Genomic DNA, 21,804 nt, shown 5'->3' with positions numbered 1-21,804 from the left:
CCCGGGTGAGGGTCAGCTGGCGCCGCCGGGTGCGAGTCCGTGGTGGGTGGTGCCCCGGCCGGTGGTGTTCTACTTCGGAGGGAGCGTCGCCAGAGCGTGGTCGAGCGAGTCCAGGTACTGCAGGACGGGCCCGTAGGAGTTGTTGCCGGGGCAGAAGACTCCCAGCGCACGACCGGACTTCACGGCGGGCAGCGCCTTCCAGGTGTTGGTCCCGACCACCGGCTTGAAGGGCTCTGTCGGCCGGCCTTCGGCGTCGACGGGGTAGGTGATCACGTCGTACTTGGACAGCTCACCGATCTGCTCGAACGGCAGGGACTCGTAGGCCAGGGGGTCCTTGCCCTCGGCCGCCTCGGGCAGGTCGAGGCCGATGTCGTCCCGGGCGATCTCGGAGCATCCGATGTCCGCGATGTAGAACGTTCCGGGATCGCTCCAGTCTCCGCGGGAGACGTCGACGAACGAGGTGTCGTCGACGGTCTTGCGGTAGGTCTCCTGGATCTTGGCGACCTTTTTCTTGAACTCCGCCTTCTGCCGGCCGAGTTCGTCCGTGACGTTGCCGGCCTTGGCGATCTCGCCGGCGAATGTCTTCCACTCGGTGTCGAGCCCCCAGTACACGGTCGGGGCGATCGACTCAAGGCGCTTGCCGACCTTGCCCCAGTCGTTCGAGTGGAACTGGACCAGGATGAGGTCCGGCTTGAGAGCGGCGAGCTTCTCGAGGTCCACCTCACCCCCGCTGCTGCCGACGACCTCGGCTGCCTCGTATACGGACTTCTGTTCATCCGGCAGCACGGCGAGTTCGGAGTCGGACACCTCCGTGACGCCCACCGGCTTGCCGCCCAGGTCGATGAAGGGGAGGTTCGTGTTGCCGATCGTGACGACCCGACGGGGGTCGGCGGGAATCTTGACGGTGCCGTTCTCGGCCTTGACACTGCGGGTCGCTGCGGCCTTGTCGCCGGTGTCGCCGCCGTCACCGCCGCAGGCGGTGAGGAAGAGCGACGCACTGATCAGCGCGGCGGCAAGGGCCGTGCCGCGTCTCGTCAAAGGGGTGCTGCTCATGGTGGTTTGTCTTTCTCTTCTTCCCGGGGGAGGGGTTGCGCTGGGTGGAGGGGATCAGCCGGCGGTGGAGCGGACGAGTTCGTGGACGGTGGTGCCCAGGCCGACGGTGCGCGCCGATCGGCGCGTGAGGCCGGCCCGGGCGATGACGGCGTCCAGCTCCGCCGCGGTGCGAAGGCCGGAGCCGTGGCAGGCCAGGCCGATCAGGTCTGCCTCGCCGTCGTGCTCGTCGAGCTCGTCGGTGTCGAAGACGTCCTCGATCAGCAGCACTCGTCCGCCGGGGGTGAGGTTCTCGGCTGCCCGGCGCAGTGCGTGAGCGGCGTCGGCGTCGGGCAGGGTCTTGAGGGCGCGGCTGATGAGCACGGCGTCGGCTGCCGGGCCGGGCTCGAAGACGGACTGCTCCAGCACGCCGACCCGCGTGCGCTGCGACGCGTCGGGAATCGTGGCGGGCAGGTCGCGGCGCAGCCAGTCGGCCTGGGCGGGCAGCGCGCAGATCGTCACGCGCAGGCTCTCGTGGGCCGCGACGTACTCACGGGCGTGAGCACCGGCACCACCGGAGTGGATCACCAGGTGCCGGACTCCGGCGAGCAGGCCGGACGTGGCGATCGGTCCGGCCAGTGCGGGCTGGAACTTCGCCAGGCGCTCCAGGTGGCGGTCCTCGTAGTCCTGCTCGGCCCGTACGTCGGCGAAGGTCTGGCCGGTGACCGAGGCGTAGGCGGGCCGGCCGGTGCGGACCGACTCCGTGAGGCCGTGGATGCCGAGCATCTCGCGACCGACCACGCCGGTGGAGTGGAGCCCGTCGGCGATGAACTCGAGGGTGAGGACATCGCCGACCGGCGTCAGGGCGTAGTGACTCGGTTCCGTCTCGGTCACCACGTCCAGGGTGTGCAGGTAGCGCAGCAGCTTGCCGAGAGCGCGCTCGTCGGCGCCGGCCTTGGCGGCCAGCTCGGTCACGCTGGTCACGCCGCGGGAGATCAGCTCGGGAACGCCCAGTTCGACGGCGGTGCGGATCGCGATCGGCGCGACGAGTTCGGTCAGGTCGTGGAGCTTCCGGAACGGGGTGACCGTCCTCTCCGGGTCGGGTATCGCCCCGTCGGTCTCCAGGGCGACGACCGAGGAGCGACGCCAGTAGCCGGCGAAGTCGATGTCCTCCTTGGGCACACCTCGGTCCTCGACCAGGTGCCGGCGGATGTCCCGGACGGCCGTGTGCTCGCCGGCCAGCCATACGAACGCCTGGCCCGACCACCACTGCACACTGCGGACGGCCTCGGTGAGCAGCGACACGGTCCCGGCCGTCGCTCCGGGGCGGATCAGCCACGTCACGTCCACCCCGGGCAGCTCGCGCAGCTCCTGGCGGTGGGCTTCCTCGGCGATCTCGATGAACACCTGCGCCCGGGCGTCGGACGGGAGCTCGTCGAGCAGGCGGCCGATCGCGGGGAGTGCGGTGTCGTCGCCTGCCACGAGCCACCAGTCGGCGCCGACCGGGAACGCCTTCGACGTGCTCGGGCCGCTGAGGTGGATCCGGTCACCCGGCCGGGTGCGACAGGCCCACGTCGTTCCCGCGCCCACCCCGTGCCTGACGAAGTCCACGTCCAGCTCGCCCGCCTCGGGGTCCCACCGGCGGACCGTGTAGGCCCGCGACAGCGGTCGGGGATCCTTGGGCACGGTCAGCTTGGCCTCGCCCTGGACCGGGAGCACCGGATCGCGCTGACCGGGGTACGGGAAGTACAACCCGAGGTCGTCGTCGAAGCCGTTGGACTCGAAGGCGGGCCGCGCGAAGCCGGCCGCGGTGGTGAAGGCGCGCAGCTGTTCGCCGCTCAGCGTGACCCGCCGCATTCCCGGGGTGATGTCGACGGTCCGGACCACCTCGACCTCACGCAGGGTCGGCGGGTGCACGGTGAGCCGGCGCGAGGTTTTGGGCATGCGGGAAACCGAACTCTCTCATCGCTTCGGGGGAAGGAGCCGCGCGCCGGTGCCAGGAGGGCGCACACAGGTAAGGTTAGGGGAACCTTACCTCGAATGGCGTGCGCAGACTGCCGTACGGTTAGGACATGGTGATGCCCTCATCGTTCGCCGCGGGTTCCGGCCACCCTCCGCCGATTCCGGGCGCGCGGTGGGGTCCGGCGGACACGCCCGTTCGACCGCTGCTGCTGTGGGTGCGCACCGGCACGGCGCACGTGCGCCTCGGCGGCGGGCCGGTGCTCCACCTCAAGGCCGGCGAAGGCGCCTGGATTCCCGCGGACGGCCGGGCGGAGCGGGCGATCACCACGGAGCCGGGCACGGTCGCCTTCCCCTTGTGTCCCCACGCCGGCGTCGGCGCTCGGGGGTTGTCGGAACTGACGCGGTTCGACGTTCCCAGCGGCTGGCAGGACTGGCTGATCCAGCTCTTCAACCTGCAGGTCACTCCGTTCAGCGGCCGCGGGTACTCCCCCGAGGCGATCGCGGAGCTCCTTCAGCGTTCCGGCTCGCCGGCGCCCGCCATGGTCGGGCGGGATCCGGGCCCGGAAGGGTTCGCCTCGCCGGCTATGCCGCGAGCCCGCGGCGCCAGAGCGGTCGCCGAGGAACTGATGCGCGACCCCGCGCTCGACCTCACGGTCGAGCGATGGGCATCGCGGGTACTCTCCAGCGCGCGCACCCTTCGCCGTGACTTCCTCGCCGACACCGGGCTCACGTTCGAGCGGTGGCGGCTGCTCTGCCGTCTCGGCGCCGCCGTGGAGTTCCTCGCCGCCGGTTACGACGTGGACCAGGTGGCCGCTCTGGTGGGCTTCGCCAGCCGCAACGGCCTCACGCGGGCCTTCAAAGGACGGTTCGGGCTGACCCCCCACGAGTTCGGACGGGAGCTCTTCGCCCGGCCTGGCGCCGGTGGGCTGACCCAACGGGCGGCGGCGGCACGGCAGACCGACGACCTGATCCGGATGATGCGCGAGACGGACACTCCCGCCGTGCCCGAGACCCTGCCCGCGGCCAGCACGCCGTCACATACCAACGACATCCACGTCCTCAGCTGGATGTACCGAGGCAGCGGGTACCTGGACATCGACGGCCGGCGCTACGAGCGGGAGCGAGGCGTGGCGACCTGGATCCCGGCGGACGTGGAGCATGTCACCGGCCTCCGCGAGAACTCCGTCTCCCTGCCGCTGGGCAACGCGAGTACCGCCGACCTCCACCTGACCGCGCCGCTGCAGGTGCGGTTCTCGCCCGCGTGGGACGACTACTTGATGTTCTGCTCGATCAGCGCCCGGTCCGCTCTGCGTCCCGACGACCACAATCCCCGCCACATCCTCGACCTGTTCGCGGAACAGGTCACCGCGCAGCGAGCGCTGTCGGTGCCGATGCCCACCGATCCGCGCGCGCGTGCTGTCGCGATGGAGTGCTTGCGTCGTATCGGCGAGCCTGGCGGGACGCATGATGTCGATGTCCGTGCCGAGATCCATCGTGCCTTCCGCGACGAGACGGGTATGACACTCAGTCGCTGGCGCTATGCCACCCGCATGCGCATCGCCCGTGACCTGCTCGCCGGGGGCGCCCCGCCCAGCGCCGTCGCGCGCCGCATCGGGTACGCCCACCTCCCCACGTTCAGCGCCGCCTTCTCCCGCTTCCACGGACTCTCCCCACGCGAATACCAGGAACGCGATGTGGCCGACAGCCGCTGAGAGGACGTTCGCGCCATGTTGACCTCTGGCTCGACGAGCGCATTCGCTGCCGGCGTGCATGCCGTGCGGCGAGCGAGACCGCCGCTCAGCCAGAGCTTGACCATGTCGTCAATATCGGAAGTCAACATGACCACAGGGCGGCGCTGCCGCAGCGCGGCCTCGGCGAACACCTCGGCGTACTCGTCCAGGAAAAGCGCCGCGTCCGCACCATTTTCACACTCGGCCAGCGCCAAGGGCCCGACCCCGAAGAGCCGGACCCCCATCTGACCCGCATGTTTGCCACGTCAACGACGTGGTGTTATTTCATCCGCTCAGACGTTGAAGCGGAACTCCACCACATCCCCGTCCCGCATCACATACTCCTTGCCCTCCATCCGCGCCTTCCCCTTCGCGCGGGCCTCCGCCACGGAGCCCGTTTCGACCAGGTCCTCGAAGGAGATGACCTCGGCCTTGATGAAGCCCTTCTGGAAGTCGGTGTGGATGACTCCGGCGGCCTCGGGGGCGGTGGCGCCCTTCTTGATGGTCCAGGCGCGGGATTCCTTGGGGCCTGCCGTGAGGTAGGTCTGCAGGCCGAGGGTGTTGAAGCCGACGCGGGCGAGGGTGGCGAGGCCGGGCTCCTCGGCGCCGACGGACTCCAGGAGCTCGATGGCGTCCTCCTCGTCCAGCTCGGCGAGGTCCGCCTCCAGCTTGGCGTTGAGGAAGATCGCCTCGGCGGGGGCGACCAGCGCGCGCTGCTCGTTCTTGAAGTCCTCGTCCGTCAGCTCGTCCTCGTCCACGTTGAAGACGTAGAGGAAGGGCTTCGTCGTGAGGAGGTGCAGGTCGTGCAGGAGCTCGGCGCGCTCGCTGCCCTGGAGGACTCCCTGGGAGAAGAGGGTGTCGCCCTTCTCCAGGATCTCCTTCGCCTCCTCGACCGCCTTGACCTTCGGCGCGACGTCCTTCTTGATCCGCGACTCCTTCTGGAGGCGCGGCAGGACCTTCTCGATGGTCTGGAGGTCGGCGAGGATCAGCTCGGTGTTGATCGTCTCGATGTCGTCCTTCGGCGAGACCTTGCCGTCGACGTGCACGACGTTCTCGTCCTTGAAGGCGCGGATGACCTGGCAGATGGCGTCGGACTCACGGATGTTCGCGAGGAACTTGTTGCCCAGGCCCTCGCCCTCGGAGGCGCCCCGCACGATGCCCGCGATGTCGACGAAGTCCACCGTCGCCGGGAGGATGCGCTCCGAGCCGAAGATCGACGCCAGCTGCGCCAGCCGGCCGTCGGGGACGCCGACCACGCCGACGTTCGGCTCGATCGTGGCGAACGGGTAGTTGGCCGCCAGCACGTCGTTCTTGGTCAGGGCGTTGAAAAGGGTCGACTTGCCGACATTGGGCAGGCCGACGATTCCGATCGTGAGCGACACGTTGCGACTTCCCGTTGATGAGTGGGCCAGGGGCTGCCAGGGGCCAGGTGACACCGGCCGATCCACCAGTCTACGGCGTCCGGGGCGGGCACCCTCGCGGGAGCCGGGCCCACCCCTTTACCCCAGCCCGCTCGTCCCCGCTCGGCGTCTTCGGCGTGTCTCAGGAGCGATTCGGCACATAAACAGACCTAAGTTGGTCCAGTGGAGCAATACAGAACGCGATCCCCGCACGACGGACCGCGACGCGGCGCCCCGCCGCCCGCGCAGCTGCCACCGCAGGCACGGCGGCCGCCGGCCGGGGCCGAACGGGGGCCCGTGCGGCCGTCCGGGACGCCCGGCGGCGCCCAGCGGGTACGGGCGCCACAGCCGGCCGCACCGGCCCGCCGCGGGCTGCCGGGACCCCGCCTCACCGGACTCGGCGGCGGCCTCTTCTGCGTGCTGGCGATGTATCTGCTCGGCTGGCTGGACCTGCTGCTGTTCGACGCGTCCCTGACCGGGTACGGCGTGCTGTTCCTGCCGGTGTGCGTGCTGACGGCGCTGTGGGTGCGCGACGGCGACGTGCTGACCGCTCCGGTGGTCGTGCCGATCGCCTTCGGCGTGGGGCTCTTCCCGCTCACCGACGGCGGCGCGGGCCTGCTCGCCCGCCTGATGGGGCTGTTCACCGGCCTCGCCACCCAGGCGGCGTGGCTCTACGGCGGCACGCTGCTCGCCGGGGTGATCGTGCTCGTACGACGGGTGAGGTGGGTACGGGAGCGCAGGCGCCGGGCCGCCGCCGACCCCGCTGCGACGCCGGGCCGGCCTCCGCGCTGACCCGGCACCAGGAGCCGGCGCCCGAGGCCGTACCCCCGTACGGCCACCCCCGTACGACTCCTACTGCTCCGACTGCGCCGCCCGCATCGCCGCCCCCACGATCCCCGCGTTGTTCTGCAGCTGGGCCGGGACGATCTCGGCCTTGATGCCCTTGATGTGCGGGAGGAACTTCTCGGCCTTGCGGCTGACGCCGCCGCCGATGATGAACAGGTTGGGCGAGAAGAGCATCTCCAGGTGGGCCAGGTACTTCTGCACCCGCCGCGCCCAGTGCTCCCAGCTCAGCTCGCCGTCCTCCTTGGCCTTGCTGGACGCCTTCTTCTCGGCGTCGTGGCCGTTCAGCTCAAGATGGCCCAGCTCGGTGTTGGCGACCAGCACGCCGTCGCTGAAGACCGCGCTGCCGATGCCGGTGCCGAAGGTGAGGACGATGACCGTGCCGGTGCGGCCGCGCCCGGCGCCGAACTTCATCTCGGCCAGGCCCGCCGCGTCCGCGTCGTTGACGAGGGTCACGGGGAGTCCGCCGAGCCGCTCGCTGAACAGGGCGCGCGCGTCGGTGTCGATCCAGCTCTTGTCGACGTTGGCCGCCGTCAGGACCGTCGCGCCGTCCGCGATCACTCCGGGGAAGGTCAGCCCGACCGGGCCCGTCCAGCCGAAGTGGTCGATCACCTGCTTCACGCCGTCGGCGACGCCCTCGGGGGTCGCCGGGTGCGGGGTGAGCACCTTGCAGCGCTCCTGGGCGAGATCGCCCTTGTCCAGGTCCACCGGGGCACCCTTGATCCCGGAACCGCCGATGTCCACGCCGAAGATCTGCATGGCAACACGTTACGACGTACGACTGACGGTCACGCCCCGGGCATCCCGATCGGTGTACGAGCCGGTACGCGCCGCCCGTACACCGAGGGGATCACGCGCTCACGCCTCCGGCGTCCCGCTGCCGCCGCGCTCGGCCATCAGCGCCGCCGCCTCGTCGCGCAGGTCGCGGCGCAGCTCCTTGGGGAGCGAGAAGGTGATGGACTCCTCGGCGGCCTTGACCAGCTCCACGTCGCCGTAGCCGCGCGCGGACAGCCACTCCAGGACCTCTTCGACCAGGACCTCGGGGACGGAGGCGCCGGAGGTGACGCCGACCGTGGTGACGCCCTCCAGCCAGGTCTCGTCGATCTCGTCGGCGAAGTCCACGAGGTACGCCTCGCGGGCGCCGGCGAGCTTGGCGACCTCGACCAGGCGCACGGAGTTGGAGGAGTTGCGCGAGCCGACCACGATGACCAGCTCGGCCTCGGCGCCCATCTGCTTCACGGCGAGCTGGCGGTTCTGCGTGGCGTAGCAGATGTCGTCGCTCGGCGGGGAGACCAGGCCCGGGAACTTGGCCTTCAGGGCGTCGACGGTCTCCATGGTCTCGTCCACGGAGAGCGTGGTCTGGGAGAGCCAGACGACCTTGGACGGGTCGCGGATCTCGACCTTGGCGACGTCCTCGGGGCCGTCGACCAGCTGGATGTGCTCGGGGGCCTCGCCGGAGGTGCCGATGACCTCCTCGTGGCCCTCGTGGCCGATCAGGAGGATGTCGTAGTCGTCCTTGGCGTAGCGGACGGCTTCCTTATGGACCTTGGTGACCAGCGGGCAGGTGGCGTCGATGGTGGCAAGGCGTCCGCGCTGGGCCTCCTCGTGCACGGTGGGGGCGACGCCGTGGGCGGAGAACATCACGATGTTGCCCGGCGGCACCTCCTCCGTCCGCTCGACGAAGATCGCGCCCTTCTTCTCCAGGGTCTGGACGACGTACTTGTTGTGGACGATCTCGTGGCGGACGTAGATCGGGGCCCCGTACTGTTCGAGGGCCTTCTCGACGGCGATCACGGCGCGGTCCACACCGGCGCAGTAGCCACGGGGGGCGGCGAGCAGGACACGGCGGCCAGGCGAAGCGGTCATGCGTCCCATCGTAAGGCCGGGTCCACGGCCCCGTAGATCCCCCCAGGGGGGTGTTCGGCGCACAGCCCCTTTGTCGGTGGCGGCCGTTAGTCTCGCGGCATGGCTGTGAACACGTCCCCCGAAGCCCCGCTGCCCGTCGGTGACGTCTCCCGGCTCATCGGCGGCTGGATCGACCGGCTCGGCGCGGTGTGGGTCGAGGGGCAGATCACGCAGTTGTCGCGGCGGCCGGGTGCCGGGGTGGTCTTCCTGACCCTGCGCGACCCCTCGCACGACATCTCGGTGAGCGTGACGTGCTACCGCCAGGTGTTCGACACGGTCGCGGACGTGGTCGGCGAGGGCGCGCGGGTGGTGGTCCTGGCCAAGCCGGAGTGGTACGCCCCGCGCGGTCAGCTCTCGCTGCGCGCCGCCGAGATACGGCCCGTGGGCGTGGGCGAGCTGCTGGCGCGGCTTGAGCGGCTGAAGAAGTCGCTGGCGGCCGAGGGGCTGTTCGCGGCGGACCGCAAGAAGCGGCTGCCGTTCCTGCCCCAGCTGATCGGCCTGGTGTGCGGGCGGGCCTCGGCGGCGGAGCGCGATGTGCTGGAGAACGCCCGGCACCGCTGGCCCGCCGTCCGCTTCGAGGTGCGCAATGTCGCGGTGCAGGGGGTGCACGCGGTGCCGCAGGTCGTCCAGGCGGTCAAGGAGCTGGACGCGATGGACGAGGTGGACGTCATCGTGGTCGCCCGGGGCGGCGGCAGCGTGGAGGACCTGCTGCCGTTCTCCGACGAGGAGCTGGTGCGGGCGGTGTCCGCGTGCCGTACGCCGGTCGTCTCGGCCATCGGGCACGAGCCGGACAGCCCGCTGCTCGACCTGGTGGCCGATCTGCGGGCCTCCACGCCGACCGACGCGGCCAAGAAGGTCGTCCCGGACGTGGGCGAGGAGTCCGAGCGGGTACGGATGCTGCGCGACCGGGGCCGGCGCTGTGTGCGTACGGTCCTGGAGCGCGAGGAGCGGGGGCTCGCGCACGCGCTGGCCCGGCCCTGCATGGAGCATCCGCACCGGATGCTGGACGAGCGCGCGGCGCAGGTGGACGCCCTCCTGGAGCGCGGCCGGCGCACGCTTGGCCACCTCCTGGACCGCGCCGACTCCGAGCTGACCCACACGCACGCGCGCGTGGTGGCCCTCTCCCCCGCCGCGACGCTCCGCCGGGGGTACGCGGTGCTCCAGAAGGCCGACGGCCACGTGGTGCGCGCCCCGGACGAGGTGACGGCCGGCGAGGGTCTGCGGGCGCGGGTCGCGGAGGGCGAGTTCGCGGTGCGGGTGGACACCGGGGCCGATACGGGGGCCGATACCGGTGGTGATGTCGGCGGCGATGCTTAGGGTGGGCGGATGACCAGCAAGGTGGACGAGGCGCTGTCGTACGAGCAGGCGCGGGACGAGTTGATCGACGTCGTACGGCGCCTGGAGGCGGGCGGTACGACGCTGGAGGAGTCGCTGGCGCTGTGGGAGCGCGGCGAGGAGCTGGCCAAGGTGTGCCGCCGCTGGCTGGAGGGGGCGCGGGCACGGCTGGACGCGGCGCTGGCGGAGGAGGCGGAGGGGGGCGAGTAACGGCGCCACGTAGCCGGGGGGGGGCTGTGCGCGTCGCGTTCGGCGCGCACCCTTCGTTAAAGCTTTAACTTCTCTCGCGTAGGGTCGTCCCGTTCAGTCGGCCCGGCACCCGGGCCGGACGCGTATCCGAGGAAGTCACGCATGTCTCTCGTTCTCGACCCGGCCGCCCAGGACCTGCTGTTCCGCGAGGCCCGCACGGCGAACACCTTCACCGACGAGCCGGTGACCGACGAGCAGGTCCGGGCGATCTACGACCTGGTCAAGTACGGTCCGACCGCCTTCAACCAGACCCCGCTGCGCATCACGCTGGTCCGCTCCCCCGAGGCCCGCGAGCGCCTGGTGGCCCTCATGGCGGACGGCAACAAGCCCAAGACGGCCACCGCGCCGCTGGTCGCGATCCTCTCGGCGGACAACGAGTTCCACGAGGAGCTGCCGGCCCTGTTCCCGGCGTTCCCACAGGCCAAGGACCTGTTCTTCGCCGAGCGCCCGGTCCGTGAGCGCTCCGCCGCGATGAACGCCGCTCTCCAGGCCGCCTACTTCGTCGTCGGCGTCCGCGCGGCCGGGCTGGCGGCGGGCCCGATGACCGGCTTCGACTTCGAGGGCGTCCGCAAGGAGTTCCTGGACGACGACCACACCCCGCTGATGGTCGTGAACATCGGCCGGCCGGGCCCGGACGCCTGGTACCCGCGCTCGCCGCGTCTGGACTACGACGACGTCGTCACGACCGTCTGAGACGTGTCGGTGACGTGACCGGCTGAGCGGCCGTACGGCGGCTTCGCACGGCGAAGGGGCCCCGGATTCTCCCTCCGGGGCCCCTTTCGCGTGCCCGTGGGCCGCGTGCCGTGCGCCGCGCCCGGCTACTTCTCGTTCTTCATCCTCAGCGCGCCCGCCATCGTGGCCAGCCGGTCGAAGGACGCGGTGCCCGCGACCACGGTCGTGGAGCCGGGGGTGTCCTCCAGGACCAGGCCGTCGTAGCGGCCGCCGGTGTACCGGGTCCAGGTGCGGCCGTCGATCTCCTCGGTGCGCTTGGTCGCCCTGGCGCCCTGGGTGGCCTCGTCGATGACGTCGGAGCGCTTGCCCGTGGACTGCTCGACCTGCACGTACTGGCCGCCCGGGGCCTGGAAGCCGAGGTGCCAGCGGTCGGAATCCTCGGCCTGGAAGCGTACGGAGGTCGCTTTCCAGGTACTCGGCAGTCCCTCGGGGGCGGCCACCGGGTAGCTCGCCGCACGGCGGGCGCCGGCCGTCTCCACCGTGTAGTCGACCCGCTTGAGGTCGGGGGCGTGATCGTCGTGCGGGACGAAGACATAGATGACCGCCGCCGCGATACCGATGAGGGCCAGGGAGAGGATCATGTCCCGGACCGTCTTCTGCTTGCCGTTCGTACCTGCCACGCCCCCTATGGTCGCAGGTGCCCCGCGCGCTCATCCGTGGGGCCCCCTGCTCATTCTGTCGGTACAACGCTAGAGTCAGGAATCGAACCCTCATCCGGCCGTCGCCGTATCAGAAAGGTGCGCTCCGATGACCGAGCATCATCTGCCGTCCGAACTCGATGTCCCCTCCGAGGCCCCCGACCGCAACCTCGCCCTGGAACTGGTCCGCGTGACCGAAGCCGCCGCGATGGCCGCGGGGCGGTGGGTCGGGCGGGACGACAAGAACGGCGCCGACGGTGCCGCGGTGCGCGCCATGCGGACCCTCGTCTCCACCGTGTCGATGAACGGCGTCGTCGTCATCGGCGAGGGCGAGAAGGACGAGGCGCCCATGCTGTTCAACGGGGAGCGGGTGGGTGACGGCACCGGGCCCGAGGTCGACATCGCCGTCGACCCGATCGACGGGACCCGGCTGACCGCCAAGGGCATGCCGAACGCCATCGCGGTACTGGCCGCCGCCGAGCGCGGCGCCATGTTCGACCCGTCCGCCGTGTTCTACATGGACAAGCTGGTCACCGGCCCCGAGGCCGCCGACTTCGTGGACATCGACGCGCCCGTGGCGGTCAACATCCGCCGGGTCGCCAAGGCCAAGGGGTGCTCCCCCGAGGACGTCACCGTCGTCGTCCTCGACCGGCCCCGGCACGACGGGCTCGTCAAGGAGATCCGGGAGACCGGTGCGCGCATCAAGCTGATCACCGACGGCGATGTCGCGGGCTCGATCCTGGCGCTGCGCGAGGGCACGGGCATCGACCTGCTGCTCGGCGTCGGGGGCACCCCCGAGGGCATCATCTCGGCCTGCGCGGTCAAGTGTCTCGGCGGCACCATCCAGGGCAAGCTGTGGCCCAAGGACGAGGCGGAGCGGGAGCGGGCGATCGCGGCGGGGCACGATCTGGACCGGGTGCTCACCACCGAGGATCTCGTCAACGGGGAGAACGTGTTCTTCGTGGCGACGGGGATCACGGACGGGGAGCTGCTGCGGGGGGTGCGGTACCGGTCGGAGACGGCCACGACCGACTCCATCGTGATGCGGTCCAAGTCGGGGACGGTGCGGAGGATCGACTCCGAGCACCGGCTGAGCAAGCTGCGGGCGTACAGCGCGGTTGATTTCGACCGGGCCAAGTAGCGCCTGCCGAGGAGGGGGCGGGGTTCGTTCGCGCGTGCCGGCGCGTTGTGGCTGGTCGCGCAGTTCCCCGCGCCCCTAAAGACAAAAACCCAAAAACCAAAAACCTTCAGACCTCAGCCCGCTATGCGTGGCGCCGTCGTCTTCTTCAGTTCCACCTCGCGGCGCCTCCGGCGGGCCAGGACCACGCGGCGTTCCGCCGCCGTCAGGCCGCCCCAGACGCCGTAGGGCTCGGGCTGGAGGAGGGCGTGTTCGCGGCATTCGACCATGACCGGGCAGCGGGCACAGACGCGCTTGGCGGCCTCCTCGCGGGAGAGCCGGGCGGCGGTCGGTTCCTTCGACGGGGCGAAGAACAGAGTGGCCTCGTCACGCCGGCACACCGCCTCGGTGTGCCAGGGCGCGTCCTGGTCCCTGTCCCGCTTCGGTGACCGCTGGGCCGGGACGGCGGCGACCTGCAGGGACGAACGCGACGGTTGCAGCACGGTCTACTCCTGACGACGGCTTCGCGAGCGAGAGACGATGCAGCAAGCCCTACCCGCTGTGCGCGCGCCTATGCACTGCGTCCCCAACCCCGGGCGCGCGGCGGCTTGTTCACACCCCCTCGCGCCCGGTCGCCCGGGTGCGACACCCCGGCGGACCTCACCGGAATTCGCGACCGTCAACGGTCCAGGTGTTTGCGCAACGTGTGGTCGACCTTGTCCTGGACCCGGTCGAGGATGTCCGCCACGAAGCGGCCGCGCCGGGGCCGCGCCTCCACGTTGCCCATGACGGCCCAGCCGTCCACGTAGACCACCGGGGCCTGCGAGTCCGTCGAGTCGCGCGTACTGACCTCGAAGTTGCCCATCACACCGCCGCCGGTGCCGCGCAGCGACACGTTCTCCGGGACCCGGATCTGGACGTCGCCGAAGACGGAGACGGCCTTGATCACCACCTGCTGGTACTCGAAGACGGCCTCGCTGAGGTCGATCTCGACGCTGCCGAAGACGGCGTACGCGTGCAACCGGCGCCCGGCGCGCCAGCGGCCCCGGCGCACGGCGCTGCTGAAGACGGCGACCACGCTGGCGTCGGCGTCGGCCGGGACCGCGCCGGGTATCGGGCGGGCCGGGGCGGCGGCGGGGCCCGGCCGCGCATGGGCGGCCGGGAGGTCCTGTATGTAGACGTCCAGCTCGCCGACCGTCTTGGTGTGCAGCACCCCCTCGACGCGCTCGGCGTGCTCCTCGGCGGTGAGCCGGCCCTCGGCCAGGGCCTCGCGGAGGATGTCGGTGACGCGGTCGCGGTCGGCGTCGGAGGCGCGCAGCTCGGACACGCGCGGCTCCGCGCCCGGGGTCTGGGCGGGCTTCTGAAGGTCCACGACGGCAGAGTACCCAATCGCGATAGATCGCGACTAGGGGGTGTGGATAAGTGGCGCGCCCTCGCACCACCCTCGCACCACCCTCGCGCCGCCCCCGCGGCATGCGCCCGCCCCGCGCCCCGGCGTGTCGCAACTGAGCCTTACCTCACAAGAGCCCCCTCCGGAAGGGGTTCTACGCTGGACAGGCTCGCCAGCGTCGGCGGGCCCCGTCCGTCGAGTGAGGAATGGGCTGAGATGCCTGAGTTCGCGTACACCGATCTGCTCCCCCAGGGAGAGGACACCACCCCGTACCGGCTGGTGACCTCCGAGGGCGTGTCCACCGTCGAGGGGCCGGACGGGCGGACGTTCCTCAAGGTGGAGCCGGAGGCGCTGCGCAAGCTGGCCGAAGAGGCGATCCACGACATCCAGCACTATCTGCGCCCGGCCCACCTCGCCCAGCTCCGCCGGATCATCGACGACCCGGAGGCCTCCGGCAACGACAAGTTCGTCGCCCTCGACCTGCTGAAGAACGCGAACATCGCGGCGGCGGGCGTGCTGCCCATGTGCCAGGACACCGGCACCGCGATCGTCATGGGCAAGCGCGGCCAGAACGTACTGACCGAGGGCCGCGACGAGGAGGCGCTCAGCCGCGGCATCTACGACGCGTACCTGAACCTCAACCTGCGGTACTCGCAGATGGCCCCGCTCACCATGTGGGAGGAGAAGAACACCGGCTCCAACCTCCCGGCGCAGATCGAGCTGTACGCGACGGACGGCGGTGCCTACAAGTTCCTCTTCATGGCCAAGGGCGGCGGCTCGGCCAACAAGTCGTTCCTCTACCAGGAGACCAAGGCCGTCCTGAACGAGGCCTCCATGATGAAGTTCCTGGAGGAGAAGATCCGTTCGCTGGGTACGGCCGCCTGCCCGCCGTACCACCTGGCGATCGTCGTCGGCGGTACGTCCGCCGAGTTCGCGCTCAAGACCGCGAAGTACGCCTCCGCGCACTACCTGGACGAGATCCCGGCCGAGGGCTCGCCGCTCGGGCACGGTTTCCGGGACAAGGAGCTGGAGGAGAAGGTCTTCGAGCTGACGCAGAAGATCGGCATCGGGGCGCAGTTCGGCGGCAAGTACTTCTGCCACGACGTGCGCGTGGTGCGCCTGCCCCGGCACGGGGCGTCCTGCCCGGTCGCCATCGCGGTGTCCTGCTCGGCCGACCGCCAGGCCGTCGCGAAGATCACCGCCGAGGGTGTGTTCCTGGAGCAGCTGGAGACGGACCCGGCGCGGTTCCTGCCGGAGACGACGGACGAGCACCTCGACGAGTCCTCCGACGTCGTCAAGATCGACCTCAACCAGCCGATGGACACGATCCTCGCCGAGCTGACCAAGTACCCGGTCAAGACCCGGCTTTCGCTGACCGGTCCGCTGGTCGTGGCGCGCGACATCGCGCACGCCAAGATCAAGGAGCGGCTCGACGCGGGCGAGGAGATGCCGCAGTACCTGAAGGACCACCCCGTCTACTACGCCGGGCCGGCCAAGACCCCCGAGGGGTACGCGTCCGGGTCCTTCGGTCCGACCACCGCCGGGCGCATGGACTCCTACGTGGAGCAGTTCCAGGCGGCGGGCGGCTCCAAGGTGATGCTGGCCAAGGGGAACCGGAGCAAGCAGGTCACCGACGCGTGTGACGCGCACGGCGGCTTCTACCTCGGCTCCATCGGCGGTCCCGCCGCCCGCCTCGCCCAGGACTGCATCAAGAAGGTCGAGGTCGTCGAGTACGAGGAGCTCGGCATGGAGGCGGTCTGGAAGATCGAGGTCGAGGACTTCCCGGCGTTCATCGTCGTGGACGACAAGGGGAACGACTTCTTCCAGGACCCGGCGCCGGCGCCGACGTTCACGAGCATTCCGGTGCGGGGTCCCGGGCTCGGCTGAGAAGCACCCTGCGCGACAACACCCCGGGGGCCGACGGAGGTTGGCCCCCGGGCTCGTTCTAGGGTGCAGGCATGACTTCCCCCGCATACCTCTCCGGGCTCTTCTCCCTCGAAGGCCGCGTCGCCGTCGTGACCGGGGGGAGTTCCGGGATCGGGCGGGTGATCGCCGAGGCGCTGGCGCGGGCCGGGGCCTCCGTGGTGGTCGTCGCGCGGGGCAAGGAGGGGCTGGAGGCGACGACCGCGCAGCTCACCGAACTAGGCTGCCGGGCGGCCTGGGTGAGTGCCGATCTCGGCAGCCGTGCGGGGGTACGGGCGGCGGCGGACGAGGCCGTGAAGGAGTTCGGGGAGCCGGACATCCTCGTCAACTGCGCCGGGATCAACCTCCGTCCCCCGCTGGGCGAACTCAGCGAGGAGGAGTGGGACCTCACCCTCGCCGTGAACCTCCAGGCACCCCATCTGCTCAGCCAGCGCTTCGCCCCCGGCATGGCCGAGCGGGGCTACGGGCGGCTCATCCACGTCAGCTCCCAGCAGGCCCACCGCGCCTTCGCCCACTCCGGGGCGTACGGCGTCTCCAAGGGCGCGCTGGAGTCGCTCGCGCGCTCCCAGGCCGAGGAGTGGTCCCCGCACGGCGTCACCTGCAACACCCTGGTGCCGGGCTTCGTGATGACACCGCTCAACGCCCGGCTGTCCTCCGACCCCGACGCGGTACGAGCCCTCGCCGCCCGCACCCTCGTCGGCCGCAACGGTCTGGCCGAGGACTTCGCCGGCGCGGCCGTCTTCCTGGCGAGCCGCGCCTCCGCCTACGTCACCGGCCAGGCCCTCTTCGTGGACGGCGGCTTCTCCTCCCACTGAACACCCACCCCCGTTCAGCCCCCGCGAGGAACATCACGCACCCCCCGCTCGCTGTACCTGGCATGAGTGACGACTACCGCATCGAGCACGACTCCATGGGCGAGGTCCGCGTCCCCTCCCACGCCAAGTGGCGCGCGCAGACACAGCGTGCCGTCGAGAACTTCCCCGTGTCCGGGCAGCGTCTGGAGCGGGCGCACATCGAGGCGCTGGCCCGGATCAAGGGGGCGGCGGCGAAGGTGAACGCGGGGCTGGGGGTGCTGGAGCCCGAGGTCGCCCAGGCGATTCAGGGGGCCGCCGAGGAGGTGGCCGGGGGGAAGTGGGACGACCAGTTCCCCGTGGACGTGTTCCAGACCGGCTCCGGCACCTCGTCCAACATGAACGCCAACGAGGTGATCGCCACCCTGGCGAGCGAGCGGCTCGGCCGGGACGTACACCCGAACGACCACGTCAACGCCTCGCAGTCGTCCAACGACGTCTTCCCGTCCTCGATCCACATCGCCGCCACCGCCGCCGTCACCCGCGAGCTGATCCCCGCGCTGGAACACCTGGCCGACGCGCTCACCCGCAAGGCGGAGGAGTTCGCGGACGTCGTGAAGTCGGGGCGCACACACCTGATGGACGCGACCCCCGTGACCCTGGGTCAGGAGTTCGGCGGATACGCGGCGCAGGTGCGCTACGGCATCGAGCGCCTGCGTGCCTCGCTGCCCCGCCTCGCGGAGCTGCCGCTCGGCGGGACGGCCGTCGGGACCGGGATCAACACGCCCTCGGGGTTCTCCGCCGCCGTCATCGAGGAGGTCGCGCGGGCCACCGGGCTGCCGCTGACCGAGGCACGCGACCACTTCGAGGCACAGGGGGCGCGCGACGGGATCGTGGAGACCAGCGGCCAGTTGCGGACCATCGCCGTCGGACTGACGAAGATCGCCAACGATCTGCGCTGGATGGCGTCGGGGCCGCGGACGGGACTGGCGGAGATCCGGCTGCCCGACCTCCAGCCGGGTTCCTCGATCATGCCGGGCAAGGTCAACCCGGTCGTCCCGGAGGCCGTGCTGATGGTCGCGGCGCAGGTCGTCGGCAACGACGCGACGATCGCCACGGCCGGCGCGGCGGGCAACTTCGAGCTGAACGTGATGCTCCCGGTGCTGGCCAGGAACGTGCTGGAATCCGTGCGGCTCCTCGCCAACGTCTCCCGGCTGCTGGCGGACCGCACGGTCAACGGCATCACCGCCGACCGCGAACGCGCCCGCGAGTACGCCGAGTCGTCGCCCTCGGTCGTCACCCCGCTGAACAAGTACCTGGGGTACGAGGAGGCCGCGCGGATCGCCAAGCGGTCGCTGGCGGAGCGCAAGACCATCCGGGAAGTCGTCCTGGAGGGCGGCTATCTGGAGCGCGGGGAGCTGACGCGGGAACAGCTCGACGAGGCGCTGGATGTCCTGCGGATGACACACCCGTAACAGGCGTCCCCCGTTTCCCGCCACCGTCGCCCGGTCGTGGCGGAGGCCACGGCACCAGGTGCCCATGGCACCTAATATCTGTCCATGGCGGACGACGAAGCGGTGAGACGAGCGGAAACGGACACGACGGCCTACTGGGCCCCGGGCACCCCGATCCTGTGGCGGTACCGGGAGAACGCCGGTGCCGGCTTCCACATCGCCCGGCCCGTCACGGTCGTCCGGGACGACGCCGACCTGCTCGCGGTGTGGCTGGCCCCCGGCACCGAGTGCGTCAAACCCGTGCTGGCCGACGGCACCCCGGTCCATCTGGAGCCGCTGGAGTCCCGCTACACCAAGCCCCGCGGGGTGCGGCGGGACCGCTGGTTCGGCACCGGGGTGCTCAAGCTCGCCCGGCCCCGCGAGCCCTGGTCGGTGTGGCTGTTCTGGGAGCCGGGCTGGCGGTTCAAGAACTGGTACGTCAACCTGGAGGAGCCGCTGGCCCGCTGGAGCGGCGGCGTCGACTCCGAGGACCACTTCCTGGACATCTCGGTGAACCCGGACCGCAGTTGGCACTGGCGCGACGAGGACGAGTTCGCGCAGGCGCAGCGCGACGGCCTGATGGACGCGGAGACCGCCGAGCGGGTACGGGAGGCGGGCCGGCGGGCGGTCGAGGGCATCCGGGCCTGGAAGACGCCGTACGCGGACGGCTGGCAGCACTGGCGCCCCGACCCCGCCTGGGCGGTACCGTCGCTCCCCGAGGACTGGGACCGTACGCCCGCGCACGTGTCCTCATGAGACCCTTGATGCGCCCCCGGACCACAAACGTAGGATCGTCCTCCGCAAGGGCATCGAGTTGCAACTACCGGAATACATGCCGGGTTTGACCATACGTCACCGAGGGGCGGCAGGACGTGAGCGAGGGGTACGAGAACGGCGGCACCGGCCGGGCGAGGATCGCCCGGGGCGGCGGAACCACCCCTGACCACGCGGGAAATCCGTTCCCTGGGCACGTATTGCGGGTATCGGCATGTCGGCGGCACCACACGCGCGCCTGGCGCGCGGCCCCGGACGGACGGATTCGACACGCGTGACGGAGCAGCCCACTTCCTCCTACGAACGCCCCCAGCCGGGCGTGGACCCCGCGGACTCCCGCGGGGCGCGTCTGCGTACCCCCACGCCGCCCGGCACACCGGGTTTACCGGCACAGTCCCGGGCGGACGGCCAGTCGTCCCCCTCGGGCACCGGGCCGCGCGCGAAGCGCGGCGGCGGCAAGGGAAACAGCGGCAAGGGAAACAAGGGGAAGGAGCCCCCAGTCAACGGCCCCGAGCACTCCCAGCCGGCCACCGCCGAGCAGGGCACCCACCGCCCCCGGCCCGCGCCGGAGGGCATTCCGGCACAGCCGGGTGCCGAGCAGGACCGGACGCCGGGCGCCCGTGAGCGCCGTACCGGACGCGGTCTGCCGCCGGGCCGGCCGATGCCCATGCGGCGCGACGGGGACCGGCTCCGGTTCGTGGGCGCGGCGACCCGGCGCATCGCGCGCGGCCTCGATCTCGACGAGATCGTGATGGGGCTGTGCCGGGCCACGGTGCCGACGTTCTCGGACGCGATCCTGGTCTATCTGCGCGACCCGCTGCCGGTCGGCGACGAGCGGCCCACCGGGCCCGTGGTGCTGCGGCTGCGGCGCAGCGACCGGGTGCCCGACGAGCGGGACACCGAGGCGCTGCTGCCCGCGCCGTACCCCGAGACGGAGCCGGAGTCCCCGGGGCTCGCCGCGTTCTCCGGGGCGACCGCGCTGACCGCCGAGCTGTGCGAGGTGCGTCCGGGCGGCGCGCTGAACGAGGTGCTGCGCGGGGTGCGTCCGGTGTTCGCGGACACCCCCGCCGCGCGCGCCGCGCTGCCCGAGCTGCTCGGCGAGGACGGCGAGGCGCTGGTGCCCGGCGGACAGCACGCGATCCTCGCGCCGCTGCGCGGCCGGCGCCGGGTGATCGGCGCGGCCCTGTTCCTGCGCCGCCCGGAGCGGCTGGCGTTCGAGGCGGAGGACCTGCTGGTGGCGGCGCAGCTCGCCACGCACAGCGCGCTCGGCATCGACAAGGCGGTGCTCTACGGCCGCGAGGCGTACATCGCCGACGAACTCCAGCGCACCATGCTGCCCGAGACCCTGCCGCGCCCCACCGGTGTGCGCCTGGCCTCGCGTTATCTGCCCGCGGCGGAGACCGCGCGGGTGGGCGGCGACTGGTACGACGCGATCCCGCTGCCGGGCAGCCGGGTGGCGCTGGTGGTCGGTGACGTCATGGGCCACTCCATGACCTCGGCGGCGATCATGGGCCAGCTGCGCACGACCGCGCAGACCCTGGCCGGGCTCGACCTGCCCCCGCAGGAGGTGCTGCACCACCTGGACGAGCAGGCCCAGCGGCTGGGCACCGACCGCATGGCGACGTGTCTGTACGCGGTCTACGACCCGATAGCGCAGCGCATCACCATCGCCAACGCCGGCCATCCGCCGCCGGTGCTGCTGCACCTGGGCGGCGAGGCCGAGGTGCTGCGCGTCCCGCCGAACGCGCCGATCGGGGTCGGCGGGGTGGACTTCGAGGCGATCGAGCTGGAGGCGCCCGCCGGCGCCACGCTGCTGCTGTACACCGACGGTCTGGTGGAGTCCCGGCTGCGGGACGTGGCGACGGGCATAGAGCAGCTGCGCGAGAAGCTGACGGCGACCGCGCGGCTGACCGGTCCGGGGCATCCGCCGCCGCTGGAGGCGCTGTGCGACGAGGTGCTCGACATGCTCGGCCCGGGCGACCGGGACGACGACATCGCGCTGCTCGCCGCCCGGTTCGACGGGATCACCTCCAGCGATGTGAAGCACTGGTCGCTGGACGCGGAGGACGCCACCCCGGGCAAGGCCCGCAGGCTGGCCCGCGCCGCGCTGGCCGAGTGGGGCCTTGAGGAGCTGTCGGACTCGCTGGAGCTGCTGGTCAGCGAGGTCGTCACCAACGCCGTGCGCTACACCACGCGCCCGGTGTCGGTGCGCCTGCTGCGCACGGACGTGCTGCGCTGCGAGGTGTCCGACGACATCCCGCGCCTGCCCCGGCTCTGCCAGGCCCGCGCCACGGACGAGGGCGGCCGCGGCCTGTACCTGGTCAACAAGCTGGCCCGGCGCTGGGGCGCGACCCGGCTGAGCGCGGGCAAGGTGGTGTGGTTCGAGCTGAACAGCGGCTGAACCCGGACACGGGCGCCGACGCCGTACAGACCCACATGACCAACTCGCGCCTCACCGACCCCGAGATCCTGGAATGGCGCCTGCCGGTCCGC

The 21,804-nt window shown here is 71.3% G+C and carries 19 protein-coding genes and 1 pseudogene; 12 read left to right on the top strand and 8 right to left on the bottom strand.

Annotated features, from left to right (window positions below; all coding sequences use genetic code 11):
- Positions 1–69: 69 nt before the first annotated feature.
- Positions 70–1,053: an ABC transporter substrate-binding protein gene (locus AB0898_RS03140; RefSeq protein WP_366801073.1), complete on the bottom strand. Its 984-nt coding sequence runs from the start codon at positions 1,051–1,053 to the stop codon at positions 70–72.
- 54 nt (positions 1,054–1,107) lie between these two features.
- Positions 1,108–2,973, bottom strand: coding sequence for a siderophore-interacting protein (locus AB0898_RS03135; protein WP_366801072.1), 1,866 nt, complete (start codon positions 2,971–2,973; stop codon positions 1,108–1,110).
- 128 nt (positions 2,974–3,101) lie between these two features.
- Between AB0898_RS03135 and AB0898_RS03130 the strand changes: the two genes are divergently transcribed.
- The gene (locus AB0898_RS03130) at positions 3,102–4,703 is read left to right on the top strand and encodes an AraC family transcriptional regulator (RefSeq protein WP_366801071.1); all 1,602 of its coding nucleotides are present in this window, start codon (positions 3,102–3,104) and stop codon (positions 4,701–4,703) included.
- 311 nt (positions 4,704–5,014) lie between these two features.
- Here AB0898_RS03130 and ychF read toward each other — a convergent pair whose 3' ends face one another.
- Positions 5,015–6,103 carry a redox-regulated ATPase YchF gene (gene ychF / locus AB0898_RS03120; RefSeq protein ID WP_361775986.1) on the bottom strand — a complete coding sequence of 363 codons (1,089 nt, stop codon included), beginning with the start codon at positions 6,101–6,103 and terminating at the stop codon, positions 5,015–5,017.
- Positions 6,104–6,304: 201 nt separating this feature from the next.
- Here ychF and AB0898_RS03115 point away from each other — a divergent pair, with 201 nt between their 5' ends.
- Positions 6,305–6,913 (top strand): DUF6542 domain-containing protein, encoded by a 609-nt coding sequence (locus tag AB0898_RS03115; RefSeq protein WP_366801070.1) that lies wholly within the window; start codon positions 6,305–6,307, stop codon positions 6,911–6,913.
- Between the two features lie 60 nt (positions 6,914–6,973).
- On the opposite strand, the gene ppgK is transcribed toward AB0898_RS03115, so the two are convergent.
- Both ppgK and AB0898_RS03105 read right to left on the bottom strand, forming a co-directional pair.
- Positions 6,974–7,723: a polyphosphate--glucose phosphotransferase gene (ppgK, locus tag AB0898_RS03110; protein WP_161178262.1), complete on the bottom strand. Its 750-nt coding sequence runs from the start codon at positions 7,721–7,723 to the stop codon at positions 6,974–6,976.
- A 99-nt stretch (positions 7,724–7,822) separates the two neighbouring features.
- Positions 7,823–8,839, bottom strand: a complete 1,017-nt coding sequence (locus AB0898_RS03105) for a 4-hydroxy-3-methylbut-2-enyl diphosphate reductase (RefSeq protein ID WP_366801069.1) — start codon at positions 8,837–8,839, stop codon at positions 7,823–7,825.
- A gap of 90 nt (positions 8,840–8,929) precedes the next feature.
- Here AB0898_RS03105 and xseA point away from each other — a divergent pair, with 90 nt between their 5' ends.
- The 3 genes from xseA (at position 8,930) to AB0898_RS03090 (ending at position 11,146) form a co-directional block, all read left to right on the top strand.
- Complete coding sequence (xseA, locus tag AB0898_RS03100) at positions 8,930–10,186, top strand: exodeoxyribonuclease VII large subunit (protein ID WP_366801068.1); 1,257 nt, start codon at positions 8,930–8,932, stop codon at positions 10,184–10,186.
- 9 nt (positions 10,187–10,195) lie between these two features.
- Positions 10,196–10,414: an exodeoxyribonuclease VII small subunit gene (locus tag AB0898_RS03095; protein ID WP_366801067.1), complete on the top strand. Its 219-nt coding sequence runs from the start codon at positions 10,196–10,198 to the stop codon at positions 10,412–10,414.
- A 141-nt stretch (positions 10,415–10,555) separates the two neighbouring features.
- Positions 10,556–11,146, top strand: coding sequence for a malonic semialdehyde reductase (locus AB0898_RS03090; RefSeq protein ID WP_366801066.1), 591 nt, complete (start codon positions 10,556–10,558; stop codon positions 11,144–11,146).
- A 125-nt stretch (positions 11,147–11,271) separates the two neighbouring features.
- Here AB0898_RS03090 and AB0898_RS03085 read toward each other — a convergent pair whose 3' ends face one another.
- Positions 11,272–11,805: a DUF4245 domain-containing protein gene (locus tag AB0898_RS03085; protein WP_366801065.1), complete on the bottom strand. Its 534-nt coding sequence runs from the start codon at positions 11,803–11,805 to the stop codon at positions 11,272–11,274.
- Between the two features lie 127 nt (positions 11,806–11,932).
- Between AB0898_RS03085 and glpX the strand changes: the two genes are divergently transcribed.
- Positions 11,933–12,964 (top strand): class II fructose-bisphosphatase, encoded by a 1,032-nt coding sequence (gene glpX / locus AB0898_RS03080; protein WP_366801064.1) that lies wholly within the window; start codon positions 11,933–11,935, stop codon positions 12,962–12,964.
- 113 nt (positions 12,965–13,077) lie between these two features.
- Here glpX and AB0898_RS03075 read toward each other — a convergent pair whose 3' ends face one another.
- Together AB0898_RS03075 and AB0898_RS03070 are read right to left on the bottom strand one after the other, a co-directional pair.
- On the bottom strand, positions 13,078–13,443 hold the full coding sequence (locus AB0898_RS03075) for a WhiB family transcriptional regulator (RefSeq protein ID WP_366801063.1): 366 nt from the start codon (positions 13,441–13,443) through the stop codon (positions 13,078–13,080).
- Between the two features lie 176 nt (positions 13,444–13,619).
- Entirely contained in the window at positions 13,620–14,312 is a 693-nt protein-coding gene (locus AB0898_RS03070; protein WP_366801062.1) for a DUF1707 domain-containing protein, read from the bottom strand.
- A 234-nt stretch (positions 14,313–14,546) separates the two neighbouring features.
- On the opposite strand from AB0898_RS03070, the gene AB0898_RS03065 reads away from it, so the two are divergent.
- From AB0898_RS03065 to AB0898_RS31845, 6 genes and pseudogenes are all read left to right on the top strand, one after another.
- Positions 14,547–16,217, top strand: coding sequence for a fumarate hydratase (locus AB0898_RS03065; protein ID WP_366801061.1), 1,671 nt, complete (start codon positions 14,547–14,549; stop codon positions 16,215–16,217).
- 71 nt (positions 16,218–16,288) lie between these two features.
- Positions 16,289–17,068, top strand: a complete 780-nt coding sequence (locus tag AB0898_RS03060) for an SDR family oxidoreductase (protein ID WP_366801060.1) — start codon at positions 16,289–16,291, stop codon at positions 17,066–17,068.
- 62 nt (positions 17,069–17,130) lie between these two features.
- Entirely contained in the window at positions 17,131–18,519 is a 1,389-nt protein-coding gene (locus AB0898_RS03055; RefSeq protein WP_366801059.1) for a class II fumarate hydratase, read from the top strand.
- An 84-nt stretch (positions 18,520–18,603) separates the two neighbouring features.
- Complete coding sequence (locus tag AB0898_RS03050; RefSeq protein WP_366801058.1) at positions 18,604–19,293, top strand: DUF402 domain-containing protein; 690 nt, start codon at positions 18,604–18,606, stop codon at positions 19,291–19,293.
- Between the two features lie 292 nt (positions 19,294–19,585).
- Complete coding sequence (locus AB0898_RS03045; RefSeq protein WP_366801057.1) at positions 19,586–21,712, top strand: SpoIIE family protein phosphatase; 2,127 nt, start codon at positions 19,586–19,588, stop codon at positions 21,710–21,712.
- Between the two features lie 11 nt (positions 21,713–21,723).
- A pseudogene (locus AB0898_RS31845) lies at positions 21,724–21,804 on the top strand (hydantoinase B/oxoprolinase family protein); the annotation flags it as partial.

The organism is Streptomyces sp. NPDC005435 (assembly GCF_040703155.1).
GTDB lineage: Bacteria > Actinomycetota > Actinomycetes > Streptomycetales > Streptomycetaceae > Streptomyces.
The sequence above is the reverse complement of the archived record's forward strand: the minus strand, read 5'-3'. Positions and strand labels throughout refer to the sequence as shown.

Bases quoted from the DNA above. Each gene is read 5' to 3' on its own strand.
- AB0898_RS03095 (WP_366801067.1), top strand. From the start codon at position 10,196: ATGACCAGCAAGGTGGACGAGGCGCTGTCGTACGAGCAGGCGCGGGAC.
- AB0898_RS03065 (WP_366801061.1), top strand. From the start codon at position 14,547: ATGCCTGAGTTCGCGTACACCGATCTGCTCCCCCAGGGAGAGGACACC.
- AB0898_RS03060 (WP_366801060.1), top strand. From the start codon at position 16,289: ATGACTTCCCCCGCATACCTCTCCGGGCTCTTCTCCCTCGAAGGCCGC.
- AB0898_RS03135 (WP_366801072.1), bottom strand. From the start codon at position 2,973: ATGCCCAAAACCTCGCGCCGGCTCACCGTGCACCCGCCGACCCTGCGT.
- AB0898_RS03090 (WP_366801066.1), top strand. From the start codon at position 10,556: ATGTCTCTCGTTCTCGACCCGGCCGCCCAGGACCTGCTGTTCCGCGAG.
- ppgK (WP_161178262.1), bottom strand. From the start codon at position 7,723: ATGCAGATCTTCGGCGTGGACATCGGCGGTTCCGGGATCAAGGGTGCC.
- xseA (WP_366801068.1), top strand. From the start codon at position 8,930: ATGGCTGTGAACACGTCCCCCGAAGCCCCGCTGCCCGTCGGTGACGTC.
- AB0898_RS03140 (WP_366801073.1), bottom strand. From the start codon at position 1,053: ATGAGCAGCACCCCTTTGACGAGACGCGGCACGGCCCTTGCCGCCGCG.
- glpX (WP_366801064.1), top strand. From the start codon at position 11,933: ATGACCGAGCATCATCTGCCGTCCGAACTCGATGTCCCCTCCGAGGCC.
- AB0898_RS03130 (WP_366801071.1), top strand. From the start codon at position 3,102: ATGGTGATGCCCTCATCGTTCGCCGCGGGTTCCGGCCACCCTCCGCCG.
- AB0898_RS03105 (WP_366801069.1), bottom strand. From the start codon at position 8,839: ATGGGACGCATGACCGCTTCGCCTGGCCGCCGTGTCCTGCTCGCCGCC.
- AB0898_RS03055 (WP_366801059.1), top strand. From the start codon at position 17,131: ATGAGTGACGACTACCGCATCGAGCACGACTCCATGGGCGAGGTCCGC.
- AB0898_RS03050 (WP_366801058.1), top strand. From the start codon at position 18,604: ATGGCGGACGACGAAGCGGTGAGACGAGCGGAAACGGACACGACGGCC.